The 20,615-nt window shown below is 72.4% G+C and carries 19 protein-coding genes; 5 read left to right on the top strand and 14 right to left on the bottom strand.

Going from position 1 to position 20,615, the window contains the following annotated elements:
• Positions 1-106 precede the first annotated feature (106 nt).
• Positions 107-967, top strand: a complete 861-nt coding sequence (locus OG738_RS33050) for a universal stress protein (RefSeq protein WP_329046933.1) — start codon at positions 107-109, stop codon at positions 965-967.
• Positions 968-1,026: 59 nt separating this feature from the next.
• Positions 1,027-1,434 (top strand): hypothetical protein, encoded by a 408-nt coding sequence (locus OG738_RS33045; protein ID WP_329046931.1) that lies wholly within the window; start codon positions 1,027-1,029, stop codon positions 1,432-1,434.
• A 41-nt stretch (positions 1,435-1,475) separates the two neighbouring features.
• Here OG738_RS33045 and OG738_RS33040 read toward each other — a convergent pair whose 3' ends face one another.
• Positions 1,476-1,898, bottom strand: coding sequence for a DUF6294 family protein (locus OG738_RS33040; RefSeq protein WP_329046929.1), 423 nt, complete (start codon positions 1,896-1,898; stop codon positions 1,476-1,478).
• A gap of 186 nt (positions 1,899-2,084) precedes the next feature.
• On the opposite strand from OG738_RS33040, the gene OG738_RS33035 reads away from it, so the two are divergent.
• Complete coding sequence (locus OG738_RS33035; protein WP_329046926.1) at positions 2,085-4,199, top strand: AfsR/SARP family transcriptional regulator; 2,115 nt, start codon at positions 2,085-2,087, stop codon at positions 4,197-4,199.
• 119 nt (positions 4,200-4,318) lie between these two features.
• A complete protein-coding gene (locus OG738_RS33030; protein WP_329056914.1) occupies positions 4,319-5,185 on the top strand; it encodes a manganese catalase family protein in 867 nt (288 codons plus the stop codon).
• A 40-nt stretch (positions 5,186-5,225) separates the two neighbouring features.
• Here the strand turns inward: OG738_RS33030 and OG738_RS33025 are convergent, their stop codons facing one another.
• The 12 genes from OG738_RS33025 to OG738_RS32970 all read right to left on the bottom strand — a co-directional run bounded on the left by OG738_RS33025 (position 5,226) and on the right by OG738_RS32970 (position 18,050).
• Positions 5,226-6,233 carry a pectinesterase family protein gene (locus OG738_RS33025; protein ID WP_329046924.1) on the bottom strand — a complete coding sequence of 336 codons (1,008 nt, stop codon included), beginning with the start codon at positions 6,231-6,233 and terminating at the stop codon, positions 5,226-5,228.
• A 54-nt stretch (positions 6,234-6,287) separates the two neighbouring features.
• A complete protein-coding gene (locus OG738_RS33020; protein WP_329046923.1) occupies positions 6,288-7,079 on the bottom strand; it encodes a pectate lyase in 792 nt (263 codons plus the stop codon).
• A 152-nt stretch (positions 7,080-7,231) separates the two neighbouring features.
• A complete protein-coding gene (locus OG738_RS33015; RefSeq protein ID WP_329046920.1) occupies positions 7,232-8,515 on the bottom strand; it encodes a pectate lyase family protein in 1,284 nt (427 codons plus the stop codon).
• Positions 8,516-8,526: 11 nt separating this feature from the next.
• Positions 8,527-9,450 carry a PmoA family protein gene (locus OG738_RS33010; RefSeq protein ID WP_329046918.1) on the bottom strand — a complete coding sequence of 308 codons (924 nt, stop codon included), beginning with the start codon at positions 9,448-9,450 and terminating at the stop codon, positions 8,527-8,529.
• Positions 9,447-10,670: a Gfo/Idh/MocA family protein gene (locus OG738_RS33005; protein ID WP_329046916.1), complete on the bottom strand. Its 1,224-nt coding sequence runs from the start codon at positions 10,668-10,670 to the stop codon at positions 9,447-9,449. The genes OG738_RS33010 and OG738_RS33005 overlap by 4 nt, the downstream gene beginning before the upstream one ends.
• Positions 10,671-10,681: 11 nt before the next feature.
• Positions 10,682-11,800 carry a Gfo/Idh/MocA family protein gene (locus OG738_RS33000; RefSeq protein ID WP_329046913.1) on the bottom strand — a complete coding sequence of 373 codons (1,119 nt, stop codon included), beginning with the start codon at positions 11,798-11,800 and terminating at the stop codon, positions 10,682-10,684.
• On the bottom strand, positions 11,797-12,348 hold the full coding sequence (locus tag OG738_RS32995) for a DUF624 domain-containing protein (protein WP_329046910.1): 552 nt from the start codon (positions 12,346-12,348) through the stop codon (positions 11,797-11,799). The genes OG738_RS33000 and OG738_RS32995 overlap by 4 nt, the downstream gene beginning before the upstream one ends.
• Positions 12,349-12,389: 41 nt before the next feature.
• Positions 12,390-13,235 carry a carbohydrate ABC transporter permease gene (locus OG738_RS32990; RefSeq protein WP_329046908.1) on the bottom strand — a complete coding sequence of 282 codons (846 nt, stop codon included), beginning with the start codon at positions 13,233-13,235 and terminating at the stop codon, positions 12,390-12,392.
• Positions 13,232-14,206, bottom strand: a complete 975-nt coding sequence (locus tag OG738_RS32985) for a carbohydrate ABC transporter permease (RefSeq protein WP_329046906.1) — start codon at positions 14,204-14,206, stop codon at positions 13,232-13,234. The genes OG738_RS32990 and OG738_RS32985 overlap by 4 nt, the downstream gene beginning before the upstream one ends.
• Before the next feature lie 3 nt (positions 14,207-14,209).
• Complete coding sequence (locus OG738_RS32980) at positions 14,210-15,490, bottom strand: ABC transporter substrate-binding protein (protein ID WP_329046904.1); 1,281 nt, start codon at positions 15,488-15,490, stop codon at positions 14,210-14,212.
• A 208-nt stretch (positions 15,491-15,698) separates the two neighbouring features.
• Entirely contained in the window at positions 15,699-16,880 is a 1,182-nt protein-coding gene (locus OG738_RS32975) for a Gfo/Idh/MocA family protein (RefSeq protein ID WP_329046902.1), read from the bottom strand.
• 201 nt (positions 16,881-17,081) lie between these two features.
• Positions 17,082-18,050: a pectate lyase family protein gene (locus OG738_RS32970; protein ID WP_329046901.1), complete on the bottom strand. Its 969-nt coding sequence runs from the start codon at positions 18,048-18,050 to the stop codon at positions 17,082-17,084.
• A gap of 228 nt (positions 18,051-18,278) precedes the next feature.
• Here OG738_RS32970 and OG738_RS32965 point away from each other — a divergent pair, with 228 nt between their 5' ends.
• Entirely contained in the window at positions 18,279-19,256 is a 978-nt protein-coding gene (locus OG738_RS32965) for a LacI family DNA-binding transcriptional regulator (protein WP_329046899.1), read from the top strand.
• On the opposite strand, the gene OG738_RS32960 is transcribed toward OG738_RS32965, so the two are convergent.
• Entirely contained in the window at positions 19,253-20,488 is a 1,236-nt protein-coding gene (locus tag OG738_RS32960; protein WP_329056912.1) for an FAD-binding protein, read from the bottom strand. The genes OG738_RS32965 and OG738_RS32960 overlap by 4 nt on opposite strands.
• Positions 20,489-20,615 lie beyond the last annotated feature (127 nt).

Genomic DNA, 20,615 nt, shown 5'->3' with positions numbered 1-20,615 from the left:
GAATTTGAACGCGTTCAAATATCGCGGACGCCGGCCATCGGGTCGAGCCGCGGCCGGCTCGCCGGAAGCGGCCCACCACGCCCCCGCGCGGGCATAGAGTCGGCGGATGACCGCTGCCGCCGCGCCGATCGTCGCCGGGGTGGACGGGTCGGGCGAGTCGCTGGACGCCGTCCGGTGGGCCGCTCGGACCGCCTGCCTGCGGGACGCGCCCCTCGAGATCGTGCACGCCCTCGACGTCCCCGCGCTGCTCGCGGGCGGAGTCGTGCCGCCGCCCGAGGAGATGGTCGACGCCCTGCGTGCCCGGGGGCGGCGGGCGCTGCGGATCGCGCGGGAACTGGCCATGGCGCAAGGGATTTCGGACGCGGCGACGCGGCTCGACCCCGACCGGGCCGCCCAGACCCTGATCGAGGCGAGCCGGACCGCCGCGCTGCTCGTCGTCGGATCCACCGGGCACGGGCGGCTCGCCGGCCTGCTCGCGGGCTCGGTCGCCGCGGCCGTCGGGACGCACGCCCGCTGCGACACCGTCGTCGTGCGCGGGGACAGCTGGGACGAGCCCGGCGCGGGTGACCGCCCGGTCGTCACCGGCATCGACGGCAGCGAGGCCGGCACCCGCGTGCTCGCCACCGCGCTCGCCGAGGCCCGCGTCCGCCGTGCCCCCCTCGTCGTGCTGCACGCCTGGGCGGACGCGCCGCCGCCGCGGCAGGACCCGCGGTGCGTCACCGAAGCCGGGCGCCGGCTGCTCGGCGAACGGCTCCACGACCACGACACCGGCGACGTCGCCGTCGAGCAGGTCGTCGTCCACGCCCACCCGCGACGCGAGCTGATCGAGCGCAGCGGGACCGCCCAGCTGGTCGTCCTCGGCGACCGCGGCCGCGGCGGGTTCCCCGGGCTGCTGCTCGGGTCCACCGGCCAGGCGCTGCTGCACCAGGCGGCGTGCCCGGTCCTGCTCGTGCGTACCGCCGGATGACGGAAGCGGGACGGAAGCGCGACCCGGCAGGATGGCGGGGAACGAGAGCGAGGAAACAGATGAAGACTGTGGTGCGAGCCGGGCTCGTCGCGATACTGGTCACGGCGCTGGCCGTCCCCGCCCAGGCGGCGACCGTCCGGCAGGTCACGAGCACCTGCCACGCCGGCGAGTTCGGCGGGACGTTCACCCTGCGCTACGACACCTCCGGCGGTTATCACCACCCGCTCGGCGTGGTCACCACGGCGGGCCCGTACATCGGCGACGTCGGCACCCAGTCGCTGCGGATCTCCTACTCCGACGGGCTGGGCACGCACACCGTCTACACGAGCGTCGGCCCGGCCACGAACGGCGAGCACACCCAGACGCTGCCGGCCGGGCTCGCGATCCCGGCCACCGCGCGGGCCACGGCGTCGGCGAAGTTCGACAACGGCACGGCGTCCTGCGTCGCCACCGTGCCGATCACGTAGCCGCGGCCCGGCGAACCGGCGGCCCGGGGCGGCTTTCCCCGTCAGCAGTTGTAGGTCTGGGTCGTCTTGAAGATGTCGACCGCGCCGAACAGCGACGGGTCGTAGGTGAAGTGGGCGGTCCAGAAGTACCGGGGCGGCGGGTTGCCGTCGTTCATCACCGGGCTGTTGAACGTGCCCCGGTGGAACAGCTGCGTGCCCGCCGTCGTCTTGAAGTCGAAGTCGGCGTGCCACACGTCGCCGGAGTGGGTCTGGAACGTGAGCGTCGTCGCGCTCCAGTCGCCCGTGCCGTCCGAGCGGATGACGATCGTGCCGTTGTCCTGCTCACAGTCGCCCTTGTGCAGCTGGCCGTAAGTAGCGCTTTTCACCGACACTGCGGCGTCGGCCGCCGGCGCGGCCGCGACCAGGGCGGCACTCGCCCCCGCCACGGCGAAAACCCCGGCCAGACCTCGAATCGTGCGTTTCATGGATGTCCTCCCGAACAACCGGTGGTTGCGGACCCCTCGGTCCACGGCTGCCGAGCCTGGCAGTGCCGGTCGACGATCCGTCGACAGTTCGTCGACGGCACTTTTCTTTCCTGTCGACGTATCTCGCGCGGCCCGTGCCACTCCTTTACGCCTGAGCGCGGACGCGTCCGCGGCGGAGGGGCGGGGATGGTCGGGAACACCACCGGCGGGGTGGACCTCGGAGTGCTGGGACCGTTCGAGGTCCGGATCGGCGGAGCGCCGCGCGACGTCGGCGGACCGCGCCTGCGGACGCTGCTCGCCGTGCTGGCGGCGGAGGCCGGCCGCGTCGTGAGCGTCCCCGCGCTGGGCCGCGCGCTGTGGGGCGAGGGGCTGCCCCAGCACGCGGACCGGACCGTGCGGACGTACCTTTCGCGGCTGCGCGGATCCGTCGGCCCGCACCTGATCCTGACCCGCTCGCCCGGGTACGTGCTGCGCGCGGCGCCGGAAGCCCTCGACTCGGCACGGTTCGAGCAGCTCGCCGGAGAGGGACGGCGGGCGCTCGCGGCCGGCGAGCCGCGCGCCGCGCGCGAGCACCTGGCCGCCGCTTTGGCGCTGTGGCGCGGAAAGGCGTACGAGGAGTTCGACGGCGTCGAAACCCTGAAGGCCGAAGGGATGCGGCTGGAACGGGTGCGCCACAACGCCGTCCAGGACCGGATCGACGCCGACCTGGCCACCGGCGAGGACACCGGGCTGATCGCGGAGCTGGAGGCGCTGACCGCCGCGTTCCCCGGTCACGAACGGCTGTGGGCGCAGCTGATGACGGCGCTCTACCGGGCCGGGCGCCAGGGCGACGCGCTGGCGGCGTTCCGCCGGGCCCGGCACGGGCTCATCACCGCGTCCGGGGTGGAACCGTCGCCGGTGCTGGCCCAGGTGCACCGCCAGGTGCTCGCCCACGATCCCGGCTTGCTCGCGGTCCGGCCGGGGACCGTCGTCATCGCCCCGGACGACACGCTCGCCGCCGGCGAGCACGCCCTGCTCGAAGACGGTGACCTGCGGACCAGCCGCGAGCACTTCGAAACCGCCTACCGCCGCGCCGAGCAGGCCGAAGACGCCGACGCGCTCGCCCGCGCGGCGCTCGGCCTGGGCGGGGTGTGGGTGCACGAACACCGGACGGCCGCCGCGTCGGAGCTGCTGCTGACCCGCCTGCGGCACGCGCTCGAGCAGGTCGACCCGGCGTCGGCGCTCGCCCGCCGGCTGCGGACGCGGCTCGCGGGCGAGGAGGACTACCAGCACGTGACGCACGACCGGATCCTGGCCGTCGTCGAAGAAACCCGGGCGGCCGGTGATCCGGTCGCGCACGCCGAAGCGCTGAGCCTGGCCCACCACTGCCTGCTCGGGCCGGACCACACGGCCCGGCGGCACGCGCTGGCCACCGAGCTGGTCGGCGTCAGCGGCCGGTCCGGGCGGCGCACCGACCTGGTGATGGGCGTGCTGTGGGACACCGTCGACCTGTTCCTGGCCGGCGACCCGCACGCGCAGCGGCGCCTCGGCGAGCTCGAAGACCTGCTGGCGGCGCGCAAGCACCTGGCCGCGGGGTTCGTCGCCGACGCGGTGAAGGTCATGCTCGCCATCCGCGCGGGCCGGTTCCGCGAGGCCGAACAGGGCGCCCAGGCCTGTGCGGAGCTCGGTCAGGCGGCCGGCGACCTCGACGCACTCGGCTGGTACGGCGCGCAGCTGGTGGCGATCCGGTGGTTCCAGGGCCGGCTCGGCGAGCTGGTGCCGGTGCTGGACGGGCTGATGCACTCCCCCACGCTCAGCCCGATCGACAACTCGTACTACGCGGCGCTGGCGGTGGCCGCCGCCGCGGCCGGTGACCGCCGGACGGCCGCGGGTGCCCTGGCCCGCCTGTGCGGCGACGACCTGGGGGCGCTGCCGCGGTCGAGCACGTGGCTGATTTCCCTGTGCGGCGCGGCGGAAACCGCTTTCCTGCTCGACGACGCCGGCACGGCGGCGAAGGTGTCCGAGCTGCTCCGCCCGTTCGGCCACCTGCCGGCCATGGCGAGCCTGGCGATCGCGTGCTTCGGCTCGGTCCACTACCCGCTGGGCACGGCGGCCCTGACCACCGGCGACCTCGACCGGGCGGTGGCCCACCTGCGGGCGTCGGTCCAGCACAACCTGGCGCTGGCCCACTGGCCGGCGGTGGTGTTCTCCCGCCGCCGCCACGCCGACGCCCTGGTCCGGCGCGGCGGGCCCGGGGACGCTGCGGCCGCGGAGCAGGAGCTGGGAGCGGCCGAGGAGGAGGCTCGGACGTTCGTCCGGTGATCCCGCCCCAGCGAACTCGCGCGGAATTCGCGGTTATCGGCGCGACGCCCGGGAATGCGGCGGCTTCGGCCACCGGTTCCGCCCCGGGAACCACCGGCGCCGACGAAAGGGACGCCCGCGTGTTCCGTCACACGAAGCTGCTGCAGTTCGAAGCCAAGCCCGAAAAGCCCGACCCCGTCTACGCCCACAAGCTCCAAGAGCTCATCGGCGGCGCCTTCGGCGAAATGAGCGTCACGATGCAGTACCTGTTCCAAGGCTGGAACTGCCGCATCGAAGGCAAGTACAAAGACCTCCTCATGGACACCGCCACCGAAGAAATCGGACACGTCGAAATGCTCGCCACCATGGTCGCCCGGCTGCTCGAAGGCGCCCCGGCCACGATGACCGCCCAGGCGGTCAAAGACCCGGTCATGGCCGCCACCCTCGGCGGCATGGACGTCCAGCAGGCCATCGTCGCCGGCGGCGGCGCGCTCCCCGCCGACAGCAACGGCACCCCCTGGAACGGCAAGTACATCGTCGCCTCCGGCAACCTGCTCGCCGACTTCCGCGCCAACGCCGCCGCCGAAGCCCAAGGCCGCCTGCAAACCGCACGCCTCTACACCATGACCGACGACCCCGGCGTCAAAGCCATGCTCCAGTTCAACCTCGCCCGCGACACCGTCCACCAGAAGCAATGGCTCGCCGCCATCGAAGAACTCAAGGCCGACGGCCTCGAAGACGACATCGCCCCCAACGCCCTCTTCGACGAAGAAGACCAGACCCACAACCACACCATCTGGCACCTCTCCGACGGCCCCGACGGCGCCAAGGGCAGCAGCTGGACCACCGACGCCGGCCTCGACTACCTCATGGACCCCGAACCCCTCGGCGGCCCCGGCACCGCACCGAAACCCGACCCGGCCCTCTACAGCACCTACGCCCCACTCCAGGACGCCAAAGGCACCGCAAAGGGCAAAGCCAAAGAGGTCAAGAACAAGCTGACCTGACCCGGCGCCCCGCGGCCCGGTGCGCTCACGACGGACGTCGTCAGCGCACCGGGTTCCACCCGTCGCCGCCCCCGAGGTAGCGCTGCGCGGTGAACGTCGCGGCCTGGGCGGCGGTCAGCTGCGGCCGGTCGGTGCCGGTGCCCGCGCCCGGGCCGGTGTTGCGGTACTCGAAGAACCGGGCGTCCTTCCACGAGAAGTCGGACATGTCCGTCCACGGCGTCGGCTTGATCGCCGCGGGCAGGACGGTTTCGCGGATCACGACCTGCGCGACGGCGTCGGCGTCCCCGCCGGGGTGCCACGGCCGGCCCAGGGAGAAGCTGGCGTTCGGCGCCGAGCTGACCACCTTGCTGCCGACGATCAGGAAGCCGTACGCGGTGCTCCGGCGGGTGCTGGCCGCGGTCAGGAAGCCGTTGGGGTCCGAGCCGCGGTCGAGCGCGGTGATCGTCGCCCGGTCGAACACGGCGGTGGCGCGGCCGAACAGGAAGTCGACGTCCCCGCTGATCGCGCAGTTCCGGTAGTACTGACGGCCAATCGTGCCGGTGGTCGCGGTGTCGGCGTACAGCGTGTCCTGGTGGCCGAGGAACGTGACGTGGTCGAAGACCATCCGGTCGCCGGTGGCCTTCACCGCCACCGCCTGGGTGGCGGTGATCTCCGGGTGGGCCGTGCGGTCGAAGGAGTTGCGGAAGGTCAGGGCGCTCGCCGTGAAGTCGTTCGCGGCGAGCGTCACGGTCGCGCTGCCCGTGGTGCCGTACGTCGAGCCGTCGGGTTTCCTGGTGCCGCTCGCGTTGTCGTAGTCGACGACGACGTCGGCCGCCTTGCCGGTGGTGCCGCGCAGGGTGATCCCGGTCTTGCCCGCGGGCACGGTGACCACCTCGTGGTACGTCCCCGGCTTGACCGACACCGTGCCGCCCGTGGAGACGGCATCGATCCCGGCCTGGATCGTGGTGTAGTTGCCGGAGCCGTCCTTCGCCACGACGACGTTCGCCGCTGCGGGCGAGGCCAGCGTCGCCCCGGTGAGAACCGAGGCGAGCAGCAGGGTCTTGAGCATGACACCTCCACTCGGTGCCGGGGGCGCCGGACGGCGGCCGGCGCCCCCGGACGGCTACTGGTAGGTGATGGTGGCCGTGGTGTACAGGCAGTTCGTCGAATCGGGCCCGCTGCCGGTCGTCGTCGGCTCGCCGCTGGTGACGCCCCGGTACTTCTGGCAGGGCACGATCTTGCGGCTCGAGTCGCCGACGATGGTGATCCGGGTCAGCTTCGCGGTGTCGCCGTAGTTGGTGTTGATGCCGACGAGCGCCTTGCCGGGCGCGGTGGCCACGACGTTGTCGACGACGACGTTCCGCTGGTACTGCGTCTTGCAGTTGCCGCAGGAGCGGTACAGCTTGCCGAAGTCGTCGACCTGGAAGTTCCGGATGTACATCGTGCCGGGACCGTTGTGCTGGAACACCTTGTCCGACGCCTTGCGCGCGCCGCCGCCGTCGATGGTCATGGTCTGGGAGGCGGAGGTGCCCTTGAAGGTCGCGGCGTCCTCGCCGACGTCCTCCCACCAGACGTTGAGCAGCGTGCACGTGCCGAGGCAGTGCACACCGTCGGCGGCCGGGTTGCCGAGGACGACGTTCTTCAGGGTGGTGCCGTTGGCCAGCTCGAAGAGCGGGCCCTGGTCTTCGCTCTGGCCGCTGGTGCCGAGGTCGCCGGTGCCGTAGAACCGCTTGAGGCCACCGTCGTACGTACCACTGGTGACCTTGATGGTCTGGCCGACGGGCACGCTGGTGCTCGGGTTCGGCCAGGCGGCCGCCGCGGTCGCCGCGGTCGCCGGCGCGCCGGCGCCGAGCAGGGTGGCCGCCGCGAGCGCGGCGACGGCCGCGGCCCGGCTCACCCGGGATGTCGGGAACATGCTCATCACTCCCTGGTCTTCCCTCTCGGGAAATGGTCCGGTCGAGTGCTGAAAGCGCTTTCTCGAGTCTCGGGTGAGCCGGGTTTCGCTGTCAATGCCGCCGGGCGACGGGGTGCGCGGGTCGCCCGGATGGCCGCCGCGGAAGGGCGTTTTCAGAAAACGGGACCGGCCTCGGAGAGCACGCGCGCGGGCACTTCCCACGTCGGGTCCACGCGGTCCACCAGCGTCGGCGTCCACCCGACGTCCGGCCCGAGATCCGGGTCGTTCGCCGCGTTGTACTCGGCCAGCAGGTCCACCGGGCGCGGGCGCTGCGAGCCCACCGCGACCAGCGTCCCCGTCGCGTGCAGGACCGTGCCCTTCCAGTACTTCACCAGCACGCCCAGCGGCACCGACGCCGGGATCCGGAAGAAGTTGTTCTCCGCGTAGATCCGCGACTCGACCCCCACTCCCAGCGAATAGGTGTAGGTGGCCGGATCCCGCACCAGGTAGAGGTTGTCGTACACGTGCACCTGCCCGTACCGCACCCGCGGCGCGCGCTGGCCGATCTCCGAAAAGACGTTGTGGTGCACGGTGACGCGCAGCTTGCCCACGTCGTAGGTCGGCTTGTCGGTGTTGCCGATCAGCATCGTCTTGTCGTGGTCGTGCAGCCGGTTGTCCGACACCGTCACGAGGTCCGAGCCGTTCACGATGTCCAGCAGTCCGTCGTGGACCTCGTACTTGCGCCCGAAGTAGGTCGGTTGGGAGGTGTTCCCGCCGTCGCTGAACTCGTTGTGGCTCACCCAGACGTGCGTCGCCCCGACGAGGTCGACGTTGTCGTACTCGGAGTTCCAGTTCCCGTCCGCGGTGTCCAGGGGGTCCCACTGCGGGAAGCAGTCGTGCGCGTCGGAAAAGGTCAGGTTCCGCAGGATCACGTTGTCCCCGGTGACGCGCAGGGTCAGCCCGTGCAGCGTGGCGCCGCCGAGGCCGTAGACCGTCGTGTTCGGGCCGACGTCCAGCACCACCTGCGCGGCCTGGTTGGCCTGCGACCGGGCCCGGGCGTCCTCCAGCGGGCCGGAAACCGGGTTCCGGCCCCAGGTCGCCGGGTCGTACGCCGCCAGGTACGCGGGCAGGCTGTAGGCCGGATCGGCGAAGTCCGCGCAGCTCACCGGCCGGTCGCGGGCGTCCACGTTGCCCTCGATCGTGCCGCGGACGTAGACGATCTTCGGCGCGCCCGGGTGCGCCGCCAGCGCGGCGGCCAGCTCCGAACGCTTCGACACCACGTGGACGTCGCCGGGGGCGGCGGCCGCGCCCCCGGTCGTCCCGGTGGTCGCCGCGGCCCAGCCGTCGTGCGCGCCGAGCACGACGCGGCCCGGGTCGTGGCCGTGGGCTTCCGCCGGCGCGGCGGTGAGCGTGAGTCCGAGCAGGGCAACGCACCCCGCGAGGGCCTTCCAGCGCATGTCGGCTCCTTCTATTCGGCCGCCCGGGCCGCGAACTCGGCCAGCCGGGCGGGATCCGGATCGCCGTCGAAGACGACGACGTGCTGGGTCAGCGTCAGCTCCTCTCCCGGTGCGAGCAGCCACCGCCGGTGGTAGGTCGCGGCGAAGCTGACCACCGGGAACGGCTCGGCGCGCACGTACCAGGCCGTGGGGAAACCGGGGTTCGCAGGACTGTCCGCGAACAGCAGCGTCGAGGTCCGCAGGCTCACGTCGTGCCGGCCGGTGAACGCCAGCCACGGCGCGCGGTGGCCCATCGCGTCGTCCGCCGACCGGCCGTCGGACGTCCGGACGGTGCCGCCGACGAACGACCGCGGGCCTCGCCAGAAGAGGCCGCCGTACCCGGCCGTCTCACGGCCCTCGGTCACCGGGCTCCCCCAGCGCAGCTCGCGGTCGCTCGTGTTGCGCAGCCGGCTCGACCACGTCAGGGTCCAGCTGTCCGCGGAGACGTCGCCGAAGCGCAGCGTGCGGTGCTCGGTCAGCCACCGCCGGCCCGCGGCGGTGCGCCAGGCCAGCTCGTGCCGCAGTTCGCAGTGCCCGGCCGCGCACACGAGGCTTTCCCAGCGGACGTGCCCGACGGTGCCGTTGTTGTCCAGCGGCGTGTACCCGCGGCCGCGCACGTACGTCCGGCCGCCCCAGAAGTTCTCCCCCGACAGGTGGGCCATGGTGAACTGCAGGCCGTTGTGCCAGGTGTGGTCGTGGGGCCGGACCGCGGTCACCGTCTCGCCCGCGGTGGTGCGCAGCGGGTGCAGGTACGGCTTCGGCGAGTCCCCGGACGGCGTCGGCGGCGCCACGACGTACTCCGCCAGCACGAGGTCGCCGAGCCGGACGCGCACTCCGCCGTCGTCGTCGTCCTCGGCCAGCGCCAGCGTCCCGTCGCCCACCGCCGCGCGGCTCACGCCGGCTCCCCGATTTCGGCGAGCAGCTCGGCCACCGCGACGGGCCGGCCGGTGGCCAGAGACCGGTTGGCGGCGAGCCCGGTGAGCAGCGCCTGCAGACCGGCGTCGTGGTCGGCCGCGCAGCCCAGTGCGTCCGGCTCGGCGTCGCCCAGCAGCTCGGCGAGCATCCGCTCGTCCCCGCCGCCGTGCCCTTCGCCGAGAGGCTCGTCCCAGACGACTTCCGGCGGTTCCCAATGCCGTTGCCAGGTCATCCGCGCCCGGCCGGGTTCACCGGAGTCCGTGGCGTACTCGTTTTCCCGGACGTCCAGCTCGAGACGCCCCGAGCTGCCCGAAAACGCGACGCGGTAGCCTTCGCGCGGCGAATACGCGTGCAGGTGGTAGTTCAGGACCACCCCGCCGCGGTGCCGGACGAGCACCGACACGTCGTCCTCGATCGTGACGCCCGGCGCGAACACGTCCTGGTTCCTGACGTAGCCGTCTTCCCGCTCCGCGTCCCGGTAGAGCGCGCGCAGCTTGGGCGAGGCCTCGAGGTCCAGCGCGAACCGGTCGTCGGCCGCGGTGTGCCGGCGGCCGTTCTCGTCGCCGTAGAAGAACAGCTTCCCGAGCGCGAACACCGACTCGGGACCGCGGCCGAGCCACCAGTTGACCAGGTCGAAGTGGTGGCCGGACTTGTGCACGAGCAGGCCGCCCGAGTTGGCCTTCTCGCGGTGCCAGCGGCGGAAGTAGTCGGCGCCGTGCGCGGTGTCGAGCAGCCAGCTGAACTCGACCGAGCCGACCTCCCCGATCGCGCCCGCGGCGAGCAGCTCCCGCACGCGCCGGTGCACCGGGTTGTACCGGTAGTTGAAGGCGACGCGCACCGAGCGCCCGGTCTCGCGGCGGGCCGCGAGGATGCGCCGCGCGCCGTCGACGTCGGTGGTCATGGGCTTCTCGGTGACGACGTCGCAGCCCGCACGCAGCGCGGCGACCACGTAGTCCGCGTGCGTGTGGTCGGGCGTGCACACCACGACGACGTCGACGCGTTCCTTGGCCAGCATCGCGGCGAAGTCCTCCGGCCGGTAGGCGGGCACCGAAGCCCCCAGCCAGCCGTTGTGGACGCGCATGCGGGTTTCGTTGTGGTCGCAGAAGGCCGCGAGCTCGGCCCGCGCCGAGCCGGCCAGGGCGCGGGCGAACAGCTGGGCCCGGGAGCCCAGGCCGACGATCGCGTAGCGGCGCACCGCCATCACCTCTCTTCTCAGCCGCAGGCGCGGAAACCGGCGCCGGTCCAGGGCAGGGCGAGTTCGGAGTACAGCGCGAGCCGCTCGGCCGCGGCGTCGACGGCCCGGTCGATGCCCGGCACGACGAACCGGCGCTCGGGTCCGGTCCCGACGGTCCGGACCCAGCCGGGCGGCAGCGACCGCGGCTCGGGTGCGTCGCGCACCGCCTCGACGAGCGCGGTGAACGCGCGGGTCGCGGACAGCGGCGCGAGCAGCGGCACGCCGTCGCGGACGTGCCCGACGAGGTTTTCCAGCAGGTCCCGCGGCGGCCCGACCGGCACCGGCTCGCCGCCGGCCACGACGACGTCGGTCTTGTAGTGCCAGCGGATCCGGCCTTCGGTGCCGTGGACCAGGACGTACGGCTCGTGATCGGCTTCGGCGTCGAGCGTCGCCGCGACGACGACGTCGGGCGCGCCGGAGAACCGCAGCCGGGCGCACGCCGTGTCGTCCGATTCGATGTCCCGGGCGCGGTACAGCTCGACGGTGATCCGGTCGGGCACGGCCTCGGCCGTCCCGTTCAGCAGCAACGCGGTGGCGACGGCGTGCGCGAAGGGGTTCGTCAAGGCCCCGTCGACCACCGGCTGGCCGCCGACGCGGCGGCGGCCCGCCCACTCGGCGCGCTGGAAGTAGCGATCGCGGCGGATCCACGCGCCCGCTGCGGCGATCCCGGTGACCGTCCCGATCCGCGCGAGGGCCGCGCGGACCACGGGCACCGCCGCGGACCCGAAGCTCTGGAAGCCGACCTGGCACGCGCGGTCCCGCGCCAGCCGCGCCAGCTCGTCGAACGCCGTCAGGTCGAGCACCGGCGGCTTCTCGACGAGCAGGTGGCAGCCCGCGGCCAGCGCGAGCCTGGCCAGGGGCAGGTGGGTGTGCGGCGGGGTCGCCACCACGGCGATGTCGGCCCCGGCCACGACTTCGGCCGGGTCTCGGCCGACGAGCGCGTCGTCCGGCAACAGTGCCCGGGCCTCGTCCGGCGGCTCCCGGACGTCGCACGCCCCGGCCAGCACGATCTCGCCGCGGTCGTGCAGCGCGCGGGCGCGGCGGAGGTGGGTGAGCGCGTGCCCGGCCGTCCCGAACACGACGATCCTCGGGATCATCGGCGGCCGCCGGTCGCCACCGCGGCCAGGGCCAGCGGCCCGGCGACCACGAGCGCCAGGATCGGCAGCATCCACGCGAGCACCACCGCGAGCCCGATCGCCCCGGCCAGCAGCAGCGCGTTCCTCGGCGCCGCCGCGGTCTCCCGCGCGGCGGCCGCGGTGGCCCGGCGCCAGGACGGCTCCCCGGTCGCGACCACCTCGCACGTCCGCACCGCGACGACCGCGACCGTCACCGCCGGCACCCACACCGCGGGCCGGAGCAGCCCGGCGCCCGCCATCGAGCCGACGACCTGGAGATCGACCGCGAACAGCACCGCCGCGGCGAGGCACCCCAGTGCGAAGGGCAGCCCGCCGCGGGCCGCCTGCCGGAAGTCGGCCCAGAACGTCGTCCACAGTGGACGCGCGACGCCGCGGCGCGCCCGGTCGAGCACCCGGCAGCCCGCCGCGAACGCCGGCGCCGCGGTCACCACCGGCACCGACGCGAGCGCGACGAGCAGGCCCGCGAGCAGGCAGTCGGAAAAGTCCGCCAGCCCGGTTCGCCACTCCACTGAACGCCTCTGGGTCGAACGCCTCTGGGTCCGCACGCCCGTCACCCCTTCAGGCCGCTGGTGCTGACGCCTTCGACCAGCAGGCGCTGGAAGGCGAGGAAGAAGAGCACGATCGGGACGAGCGCGAGGGCCGACATGGCGAACATCGCGCCGAAGTTCGACTCGCTGCTGGTGTCCACGAACAGCCGCAGGCCGAGCGGCACGGTGAACTTCTCCGTGTCGTTGAGGTAGACCATCTGCGTGAAGAAGTCGTTCCACGTCCAGATGAACGTGAAGATCGACGTCGTCACCAGTGCCGGTTTCGACAGCGGCAGCACGACGTGCCAGAACGTCCGGTAGACCGAGCAGCCGTCGATGGTCGCGGCTTCGTCCAGCTCGCGCGGGATGCCGCGCATGAACTGGACGATCAGGAACACGAAGAACGCCTCGGTGCCCAGCAGCTTCGGCAGGATCAGCGGAACGAACGTGTTGACCAGGCCGGCCTGCTGGAAGATCACGTACTGCGGGATGAGCGTGACGTGGTAGGGCAGCATCAGCGTGGTGATCATGAACGCGAACAGCGCGCCGCGGAACCGGAACTTCAGCCGCGCGAAGGCGAACGCGGCCAAGGAACACGAGAGCACGTTCGCGACCACCGACAATCCGGCGACGAGGACGGAGTTGAGGAAGAAGCGGCCGAACCCGACGTCCGCCGCGCCTTCCCAGCCCTTCGTGTAGCCGTCGAAGACGAACCGGGTGGGCAGCAGCGAGAGCCGCGAGAGAATCTCGTCCGGCGGCTTGACCGACGCGAAGGCCAGCCACACCAGCGGGTAGAGCACCACGGCGACCCCCGCCAGGCACAGGACGTGCCAGCCGACCGAGCGGGCCGTGCGGGGCAGCACAGTCATGAGCGCTCCTGGGCATCGTCGTAGAACACCCACAGCTTCGCCGTCCGGAACACGATCGCCGTGACGATCGCGATCACCGCCAGCAGCACCCACGCCATCGCGGACGCGTAGCCCATGTGGAAGTCCTGGAAGCCGACCTCGAACAGGTAGAGCGTGTAGAACAGGTCCGCGTCGGCCGGCCCGCCGTGGCCGCCGCCGATCACGAACGCCGGGGTGAACGCCTGGAAGGCGTGGATGGCCTCCATCACCAGGTTGAAGAAGATCACCGGCGAGAGCATCGGCAGCGTGATGTGCCGGAACCGGCGGACCGCGCCTGCCCCGTCGATGGCGGCCGCCTCGTGCAGCTCGGCCGGGATCTGCTTGAGCCCGGCCAGGAAGATCACCATCGGCGCGCCGAACTGCCAGACCCCGAGCAGCACGATCGAAGCGAGGCTGAACCGCGGGTCGTCGACCCAGCTGGGCGTGTGCCAGCCGAGGGAGGCCAGGACGTCGTTGACTGGACCGCCGCCCATGAACAGCGCCCGCCAGACCAGCGCCGCCGCGACGCTCGCACCGAGCAGCGACGGCGCGTAGAACGCGGCCCGGTAGAAGCCACCCGCGCCGCGGCGGGTGTTGAGCAGCATGGCGACCAGCAGCGACACCGTGAGCTTCAGCGGCACCGAGACCAGGACGTAGATCAGGGTCACCTTCACCGACTGCAGGTAGCGGTCGTCGTCGGTGAACATGTGCGCGAAGTTGCCGAAGCCGACCCACTTCGGCGCGGTGAACAGGTCGTAGTCGGTGAAGGACAGGTAGAGCGAGACGACCATCGGGCCGACGGTCAGCGTCACCGCGCCGAGCAGCCACGGCGTCAGGAACGCGAAGGCCACCGGCTGGCTCTTGCGGCGGCGACCGGCCGGCCGGTCCCGGCGCCGGACGCGCGCGGTCGCCTCCGGGGCGACCGGCGGGTCCGGGGTGCGTACGGTCGTCATCGGCTAGGCCAGGTCCTTCTCGGCTTCGGACATGAACCGGCCGACCGCGTCGTCGACGCTCATCCGGCCGAACGCGACTTCCTCGTAGGTGCGCTGGAGGAGCTTCTGGATCGCGCCCGCCCCCTTGGGCGGCACCGGCGGGGCCGCGCCGAGCTTCGGTTCGAGGGCGGCTTCGTAGTCGTAGAGCGTCTTGTCGGCGCCCTTCGCCGACGTCGCGAGCTGGGCGCGGACCTTGAGGTTCGGCGCGAGCCCGCGGTCGGTGCCGACGATCTTGCCCACCTCGGGGTCGTTGACCAGGAAGTCGACCAGCTTCGCGGACGCCTCCTGCTGCCGGCTGCGGGCCGACACCGACAGGAACATCGACGGGCGCCGGTACTGCCCGTTGGTCCCGCTCGCGCCGGTCGGGTACGGCGCCACGTTCAGCGGCTTGCCGTTCGCCTTCTGGTACGCGGGCAGGAGGTTGTCGTAGGCGAACTCGGAGCTGGTCAGCTTCTTGCCCAGCGGCGACTGCTCGGGCGAGGTGTTGTACGACGCCGTGACGTCGGCCGGGGACGCGCCCTTGGCGTCGCGGAACCGGCCCGCGAGCTGCCAGTACCGGCGCAGGTCGTCGGCGGTGAAGCCGAGCTTGCCCTCCGGCGAGTAGAACTGCTTGCCCTGCTGGCGCAGCCAGATCTCCAGGGTCGTGTCGAGGATCCCGAAGTCGGTCGTGCCGCGGGGACCGCCGGCGGCGCTCACCTTCTGGGTCGCGTCGGCGAACTGGTCCCAGGTCAGGCCCTTCGCCGGGTCCGCGCCCGCCGCGGTGAACGCGGCCGGGTCGTAGAGCATCGCCGGCGTGTTCTGCGCCCACGGCACGGCGTACCGCTTGCCCTGGTAGACGCCGGTCGCCGCCAGCTCGGGGTTGACGTCGGCCAGCGAGATCGCCTTGCCCGCGCCCTGGTTCAGGTCGGCCAGGACGCCCCGGCCGCCGTACTCGGCGAGGTAGCGCGTGTCGACGTTGAGCACGTCCGGCGGCTTGCCGCCCGCCGTCTGCGTCGCCAGCTTCTCCCAGTAGGCCGCGTACGCCGAGAACGACGTCTGCACCTTGATCTTCGGGTTCTTCTGCTGGAACAGGTCGACGGCCTTCTTCGTCAGGCTCGCCCGGCCGTCGCTGCCCCACCACACGAACGTGATCGTCACGTCCCCGCCGCCGCCCGAGTCCGAGCCGCACGCGGCCACCCCGGTCAGCAGCAGCGGCACCACCGCGGCCAGCGCGACGAAGGTCCGCCGTTCAGTTGTCCGACGCATCGAGCTCTCCGTTCTCAGCCGGTCAGCACTTTCTGAAAACGCTGTCAGCGCGCTCACGGTAGGCAGTGCGCGTGGCTCGTGTCAACGGGCGAATCGGGGCAATAACCCTTGTGCAGCAACGGCTTTTCCGCCACTTGGGCAGCGCGAGAAAGCGCTTACAGCAACCGGGTGGGCGCGGGGCTGTCAGCGCAAGGGCACCGGGGCGGCCCTACCCGGTGCGTTCCGCGCCCGGGCGGACCGCGCTCGCCCACGGGACGCCGATCTCGGAGAACAGCGCCAGCCGGTCGGCGGCGACGGCGACCTCCTCGCCGATCCCCCGGACCACGGGATGCCTGCTGCCCCCTTCGCCGGCCGTGCGGATCCAGCCCGCCGGGATCCGGGCCGGCGACGGCGCGTCCCGCACCGCCTCGACCACCGAGGCGAACGCGCGGGTGGCCGGCAGCGGCGCGAGCAGCGGCACCCCCGCCGGGTCGCGGTGGTGGGCGACCAGGTTCCGCAGCAGGTCCACCGGTTCGCCGAGGTGCACGCGCTCGTCGTCGAGCTCCAGCCGGTGGCTCTTGTACCAGAACTTCGCGCGCCCCTTGGCGCCGTGCACCACCACGTACGGCTCGTGGTCCTGCTCGGCGCACAGCGACGCCGCGACGACGATCTCGGGGCCGCGGTCGAAGCGGATGCGCAGGCACGCCGTGTCGTCGGCCTCGATGTCGCGCGTGCCGTACAGCTCCAGGGCGATCTCGGCCGGATCGCGCCCGCCGACCCCGCCCACCAGCAGGGCCGTGGCCACCGCGTGGGAGAACGGGTTGGTCAGCGCGCCGTCGACCACGGCTTCGCCGTCCAGCCACCGGCGGCCCGCCCACGGGTTGCGGCGGTAGTAGGCGTCGGTGCGGATCCACGCACCGGCCGCGCCGACCCCCACCACCTCGCCGAGCTTCCCGGCCGCGATCGCCGCCCGCAGCACCGGCAGCGCCGGGGAGCCGAAGCTCTGGAAGCCGGTCTGGCACGCCGAACCGTTCTCCGCGGCCAGCCGGGACAGCGTCCGGAACCCGGCCAGGTCGAGCACCGGCGGGGTTTCCAGCAGGAGGTCGCCGCCCGCCCGCAGCACCGCCCCGCCGACGCGGACGTGGGCGTGCGGCGGGGTGGCGACCACGGTGATGTCGGGACGGCAGTGGCGAAGCAGGTCGTCGACCCCGACGTGCGCGGTGCCGCCTTCGGGCAGCAGCGCGACCGCGGCGGCCGAAGGCACCCGGACGTCGGCCATGCCGGCGAACCGCACCAGGCCTTCGTCGTGCAGGATGCGGGCGCGGTGCAGGTAGCTGAACGCGTAGCCGGACGTGCCGACCACGGCCAGCCTCGGCCGGTCCGCGACGGTGCGGCGCCTGCTCCCCGACATGGGTCTCCGATCGGCGCGGCCGGGCCAGGCCGCACGGGAACTGACGAATGGGCAGTTCGGGAGAAACTTCCGGTCGTCACGGTAGGGCGTTCGCGACAAGTGTGTCAATACGCGGGACACGTCTTCGAATTCGTCGAAAATGGGGTACTCCGATCGGCGGTGGCCGGTTCGAGTAAGCGCTTACTCGAACCGGCGGCCCGTTCAGATCCGGCCGACGCCCGCACCGGCGGTCACGGTCGCCTTGACCGTCGAAGTCGGCTCCAGCGTGAAGGAATACGGCGCCTTCGTCATGCTCCCGGTGCGCGTGATCTTGTTCGTGCAACCGCCGAACGAGTTGCCCGACTCGTTCAGGTAGCCGTCGACGTCGCTGTCACCGGTCGTTTCGAGGCACACCTTCGTGGCTTCGAAGACGTTGTTCTGGGCGAGGAACTGCGCGTTCATCCGCGAATGCACGGCGGAATCGGCGACCGAGTGGAAATAGTTGTCGTAGGCGTGCCCGGTGCCGAACCGCAGGCTCGGCAGCCGCGAGTTCACGTTCTCGAACCAGTTGTGGCTGTAGGTCACGTGCAGCTTGCCGGTGTCCTCGGCCGCGTTGCTGTCGCTGTGCCCGACCAGAGACACCTTGTAGTGGTCGTGGAACTTGTTCCAGGACACGGTGATCGCGTCCGCGCCGTGGGTGATGTCGAGCAGGCCGTCGTAGTAGTCCTTGCCGTGGTCGAGGTCGGAAGACAGGTCGTTGTGGTCGATCCACACCCGGGTCGCGCCGCGCTGGATCTGGATCGCGTCGGTGCCGACCGCCTTGGAAATGGCCAGGTTGCGGATGATCACGTTCGACGACTTGTCCACCGCGAGGCCGCCGCCGGTGAAGCCCGAGCCGGACCCGACGCCGAGGATCGTCTTGTTGGACCCGATCTTCACCAGCGCCTTGCTCGCCAGGGTGATCTTCCCGCTCACCCGGACCGTGCGGGCCGTGGAATCGGCCACCGCGCTGGTGAACGCCGACGCCGTCGTCACGGTGACGGTCTCGCCGCCCGCGCCGCCGGTCGTGCCGGCGCCGTAGCCGACGGGGGAACTCTCGTAGGCCGCGTGCGCGACGCCGGTGGGGACGGCGACGGCCATCGCCGCGGCGAGGGCGGCGGTTCCGAAAACTCGCAGGGACTTCCTGGTCATCAGGCACCTCGAAGGGGGTGGGGACCCGCGCCCCGGAAGCGGGGAACGCGGCGGAGACTCCGTTCTACGATTTGCAGCAAAACCCGGTCAACGATTTGCAGGGTTTTCATCCCAAGCCCAGCCGAATGGCCCTGCGGCGGCCGGATTCCCGCTGCCGCAAGGCGATCCGTTGTTGACAACGCTGCCGGGCGTTTCCATGATGTGGCAGGAGCCTGCCGAGGAGTAGCCGTGAGCGTGACCATTCACGACGTCGCCCGCCGGGCCAACGTGTCGATCTCGACCGTGTCGCGCGCGTTCACGTCGCCGGATCTGGTCCGGCACCAGACGCGCAGCCGGGTGCTGGCCGCGGCGAGCGAACTCGGGTACCACGCCGTCGGGACCGTGCAGCCCGCCGCCCGCACCGGGCACATCGGCATCGTCGTGTCGGACCTCGGCAACCCGTTCTTCACCGGCGTGCTCGACGGCGTCCAGGCCCGCGCGCGGCAGGACGACGTCGCGGTGCTGTTCGCGAGCAGCGACCAGGACCCGGCGACCGAGCAGAACCTGGTCCGGCGGATGGCCCGGCAGGTCGACGGTGTCGTGCTGGGCAGCCCGAGCATGACCGACGACCAGCTGCGCGCGCTCGCCGGCCAGACGACGCTGGTGCTGCTCAACCGCGAGGTGCCGGGGATCCCGTCGATCGTGATGGACGCGGCCGACGGGATGCGCCAGGCGATCGAGCACCTCGCCGCGCTGGGTCACCGCCGCTGCGCCTACCTCGGCGGGCCGCGCATGGCGTGGGCGAACCGCGCGCGCCGGGCGGGCCTGGCGGAGGCGGCCGAGCGGCACGGTACCGAGGTCGTCGAGTTCGGGCCGTTCCCGCCGGTGTTCGAGGGCGGCCTGCAGGGCGCGGACCTGGCCCTGGCCGCGGACGTGACGGCGATCGTCGCGTACAACGACCTGGTCGCCTTCGGGGCCCTCGCGCGGCTCAACGCCCGCGGCGTGCCGGTGCCGGACGAGATCAGCCTGGTCGGCTTCGACGACCTGGTCTTCGCGGCGATCTCGGCCCCGCCGCTGACGACGATCGCGATGCCGACGGAGGCGGCCGGCCGGGCGGCGGTGACGATCCTGCTGGATCTCCTGGACGGTACCGCGGACGAGCAGACGACCCAGGTGCTCGACACGTACCTGATCGTCCGCGCGACCACGGCCCCGCCGGCGGGCTAACCGCCGAAGACGCGCCGCTCCAGGAAGGGGTTCCGGAACTTCCCGCCGGGGTCGAGTTCCGTGGCCAGCGCCCGGAAATCTCTCCGCCGCGGATACGACCCGACCCGGTGGAAGAGCTTGCCCCAGTGCGGCCGCGCACCGAACGGCGCCAGTCGCTCCTCGAGGATCGGGAGCACCGCCTCGACCTCGGGCTGCCGCGGCTGCCAGGTGAAGTGCAGCGCGACCCGGTCGCCGCCGTGGCACGGGCTCAGCCACAGCTCGTCGCCCGCGATCGCGCGGATCTCCGACACCAGCAGCAACGGAGCCAGCAGCTCACCGATCCCGCGGACGGCCCGCACGGCCGCCACCGCGTCCTCGTAGGGCACGAAGTACTCCGACTGCAGCTCGTCACCGACGCTCGGGGTGAACGCGAGTGCGAAGTGCGGCAGCCGCTCGTGCCACGGACCCGGCACCCCACCCTGCGGCGTGCCGTTGTCGGCGGAGATCCCGGCCGCGTGCGCCGGGTGCCGCGGGCCGTCGGCGGGCACCGCGCCGAACAGGCCGGTCCGCTCGGTGAACGCGTCGACCCGCGACTTGACCCAGACCTGGTCGATCGCGTCGTTCGCCCAGTTCGTGAACATGCTGACGCTGTAGCCCGAGTCCTCGATCTCGTCGAAGTGCCGGTACGCGGCCTCCCAGGGCAAGCCGTCGAAGACGTCCTGGCGGACGTCGAACGTGGGCACGACGTCCAGGGTGATCCGCGTGACGACGCCGAACGCGCCGAGGCCGACGACCAGCCCGGGGAACTCGGTGTGGGCGCGGGTGAACGTCCGCAGCTCGCCGTTCGCGGTGACCAGCTCGATCGCCGACACCGCCGAGCCGAGTCCCGGCTGCCCGCGCCCGGAGCCGTGGGTGCCGGTCGCGACGCTGCCGGCCACCGTGATGTGCGGCAGCGACGCCAGGTTCGGCAGCGCGAACCCGGCGGCGTGCAGCTGTCCGGCGAAGTCGCCGTAGCGCGCGGACCCGCCGACGGTCACCGTCCCGTCGCCGATCTCCACCGGGACGTCGAGTGCGCGCAGGTCCAGCAGGACACCGCCGGGCGAGTCCGCGATGTCGTTGAAGCAGTGACGGCTGCCCAGGGCCTTGACGTGCGTCGCGGCCGCGACGGCTTCCCGTACTTCCTCGACGGTCCGCGGAGTCGGCACCGAGTCCGCGGTGTAGCCGAGGTTCCCGGCCCAGTTCTGCTCGCCCAAACGTTCCTCCACAGTGCCGGTTCCCCGCCTCCGACCCTACGCGGCCGCGTCGCGCCGGAAGTCGCGCATCCACCGCGGCGGCACCGGGTGCCGCCTATTCCCCAGCCCTGGCCATCCAGGACGAGCG

It is taken from the genome of Amycolatopsis sp. NBC_01488 (assembly GCF_036227105.1).
In the GTDB taxonomy this organism is placed as follows: Bacteria; Actinomycetota; Actinomycetes; order Mycobacteriales; family Pseudonocardiaceae; genus Amycolatopsis.
This window is presented reverse-complemented; position numbering and strand designations above follow the sequence as displayed.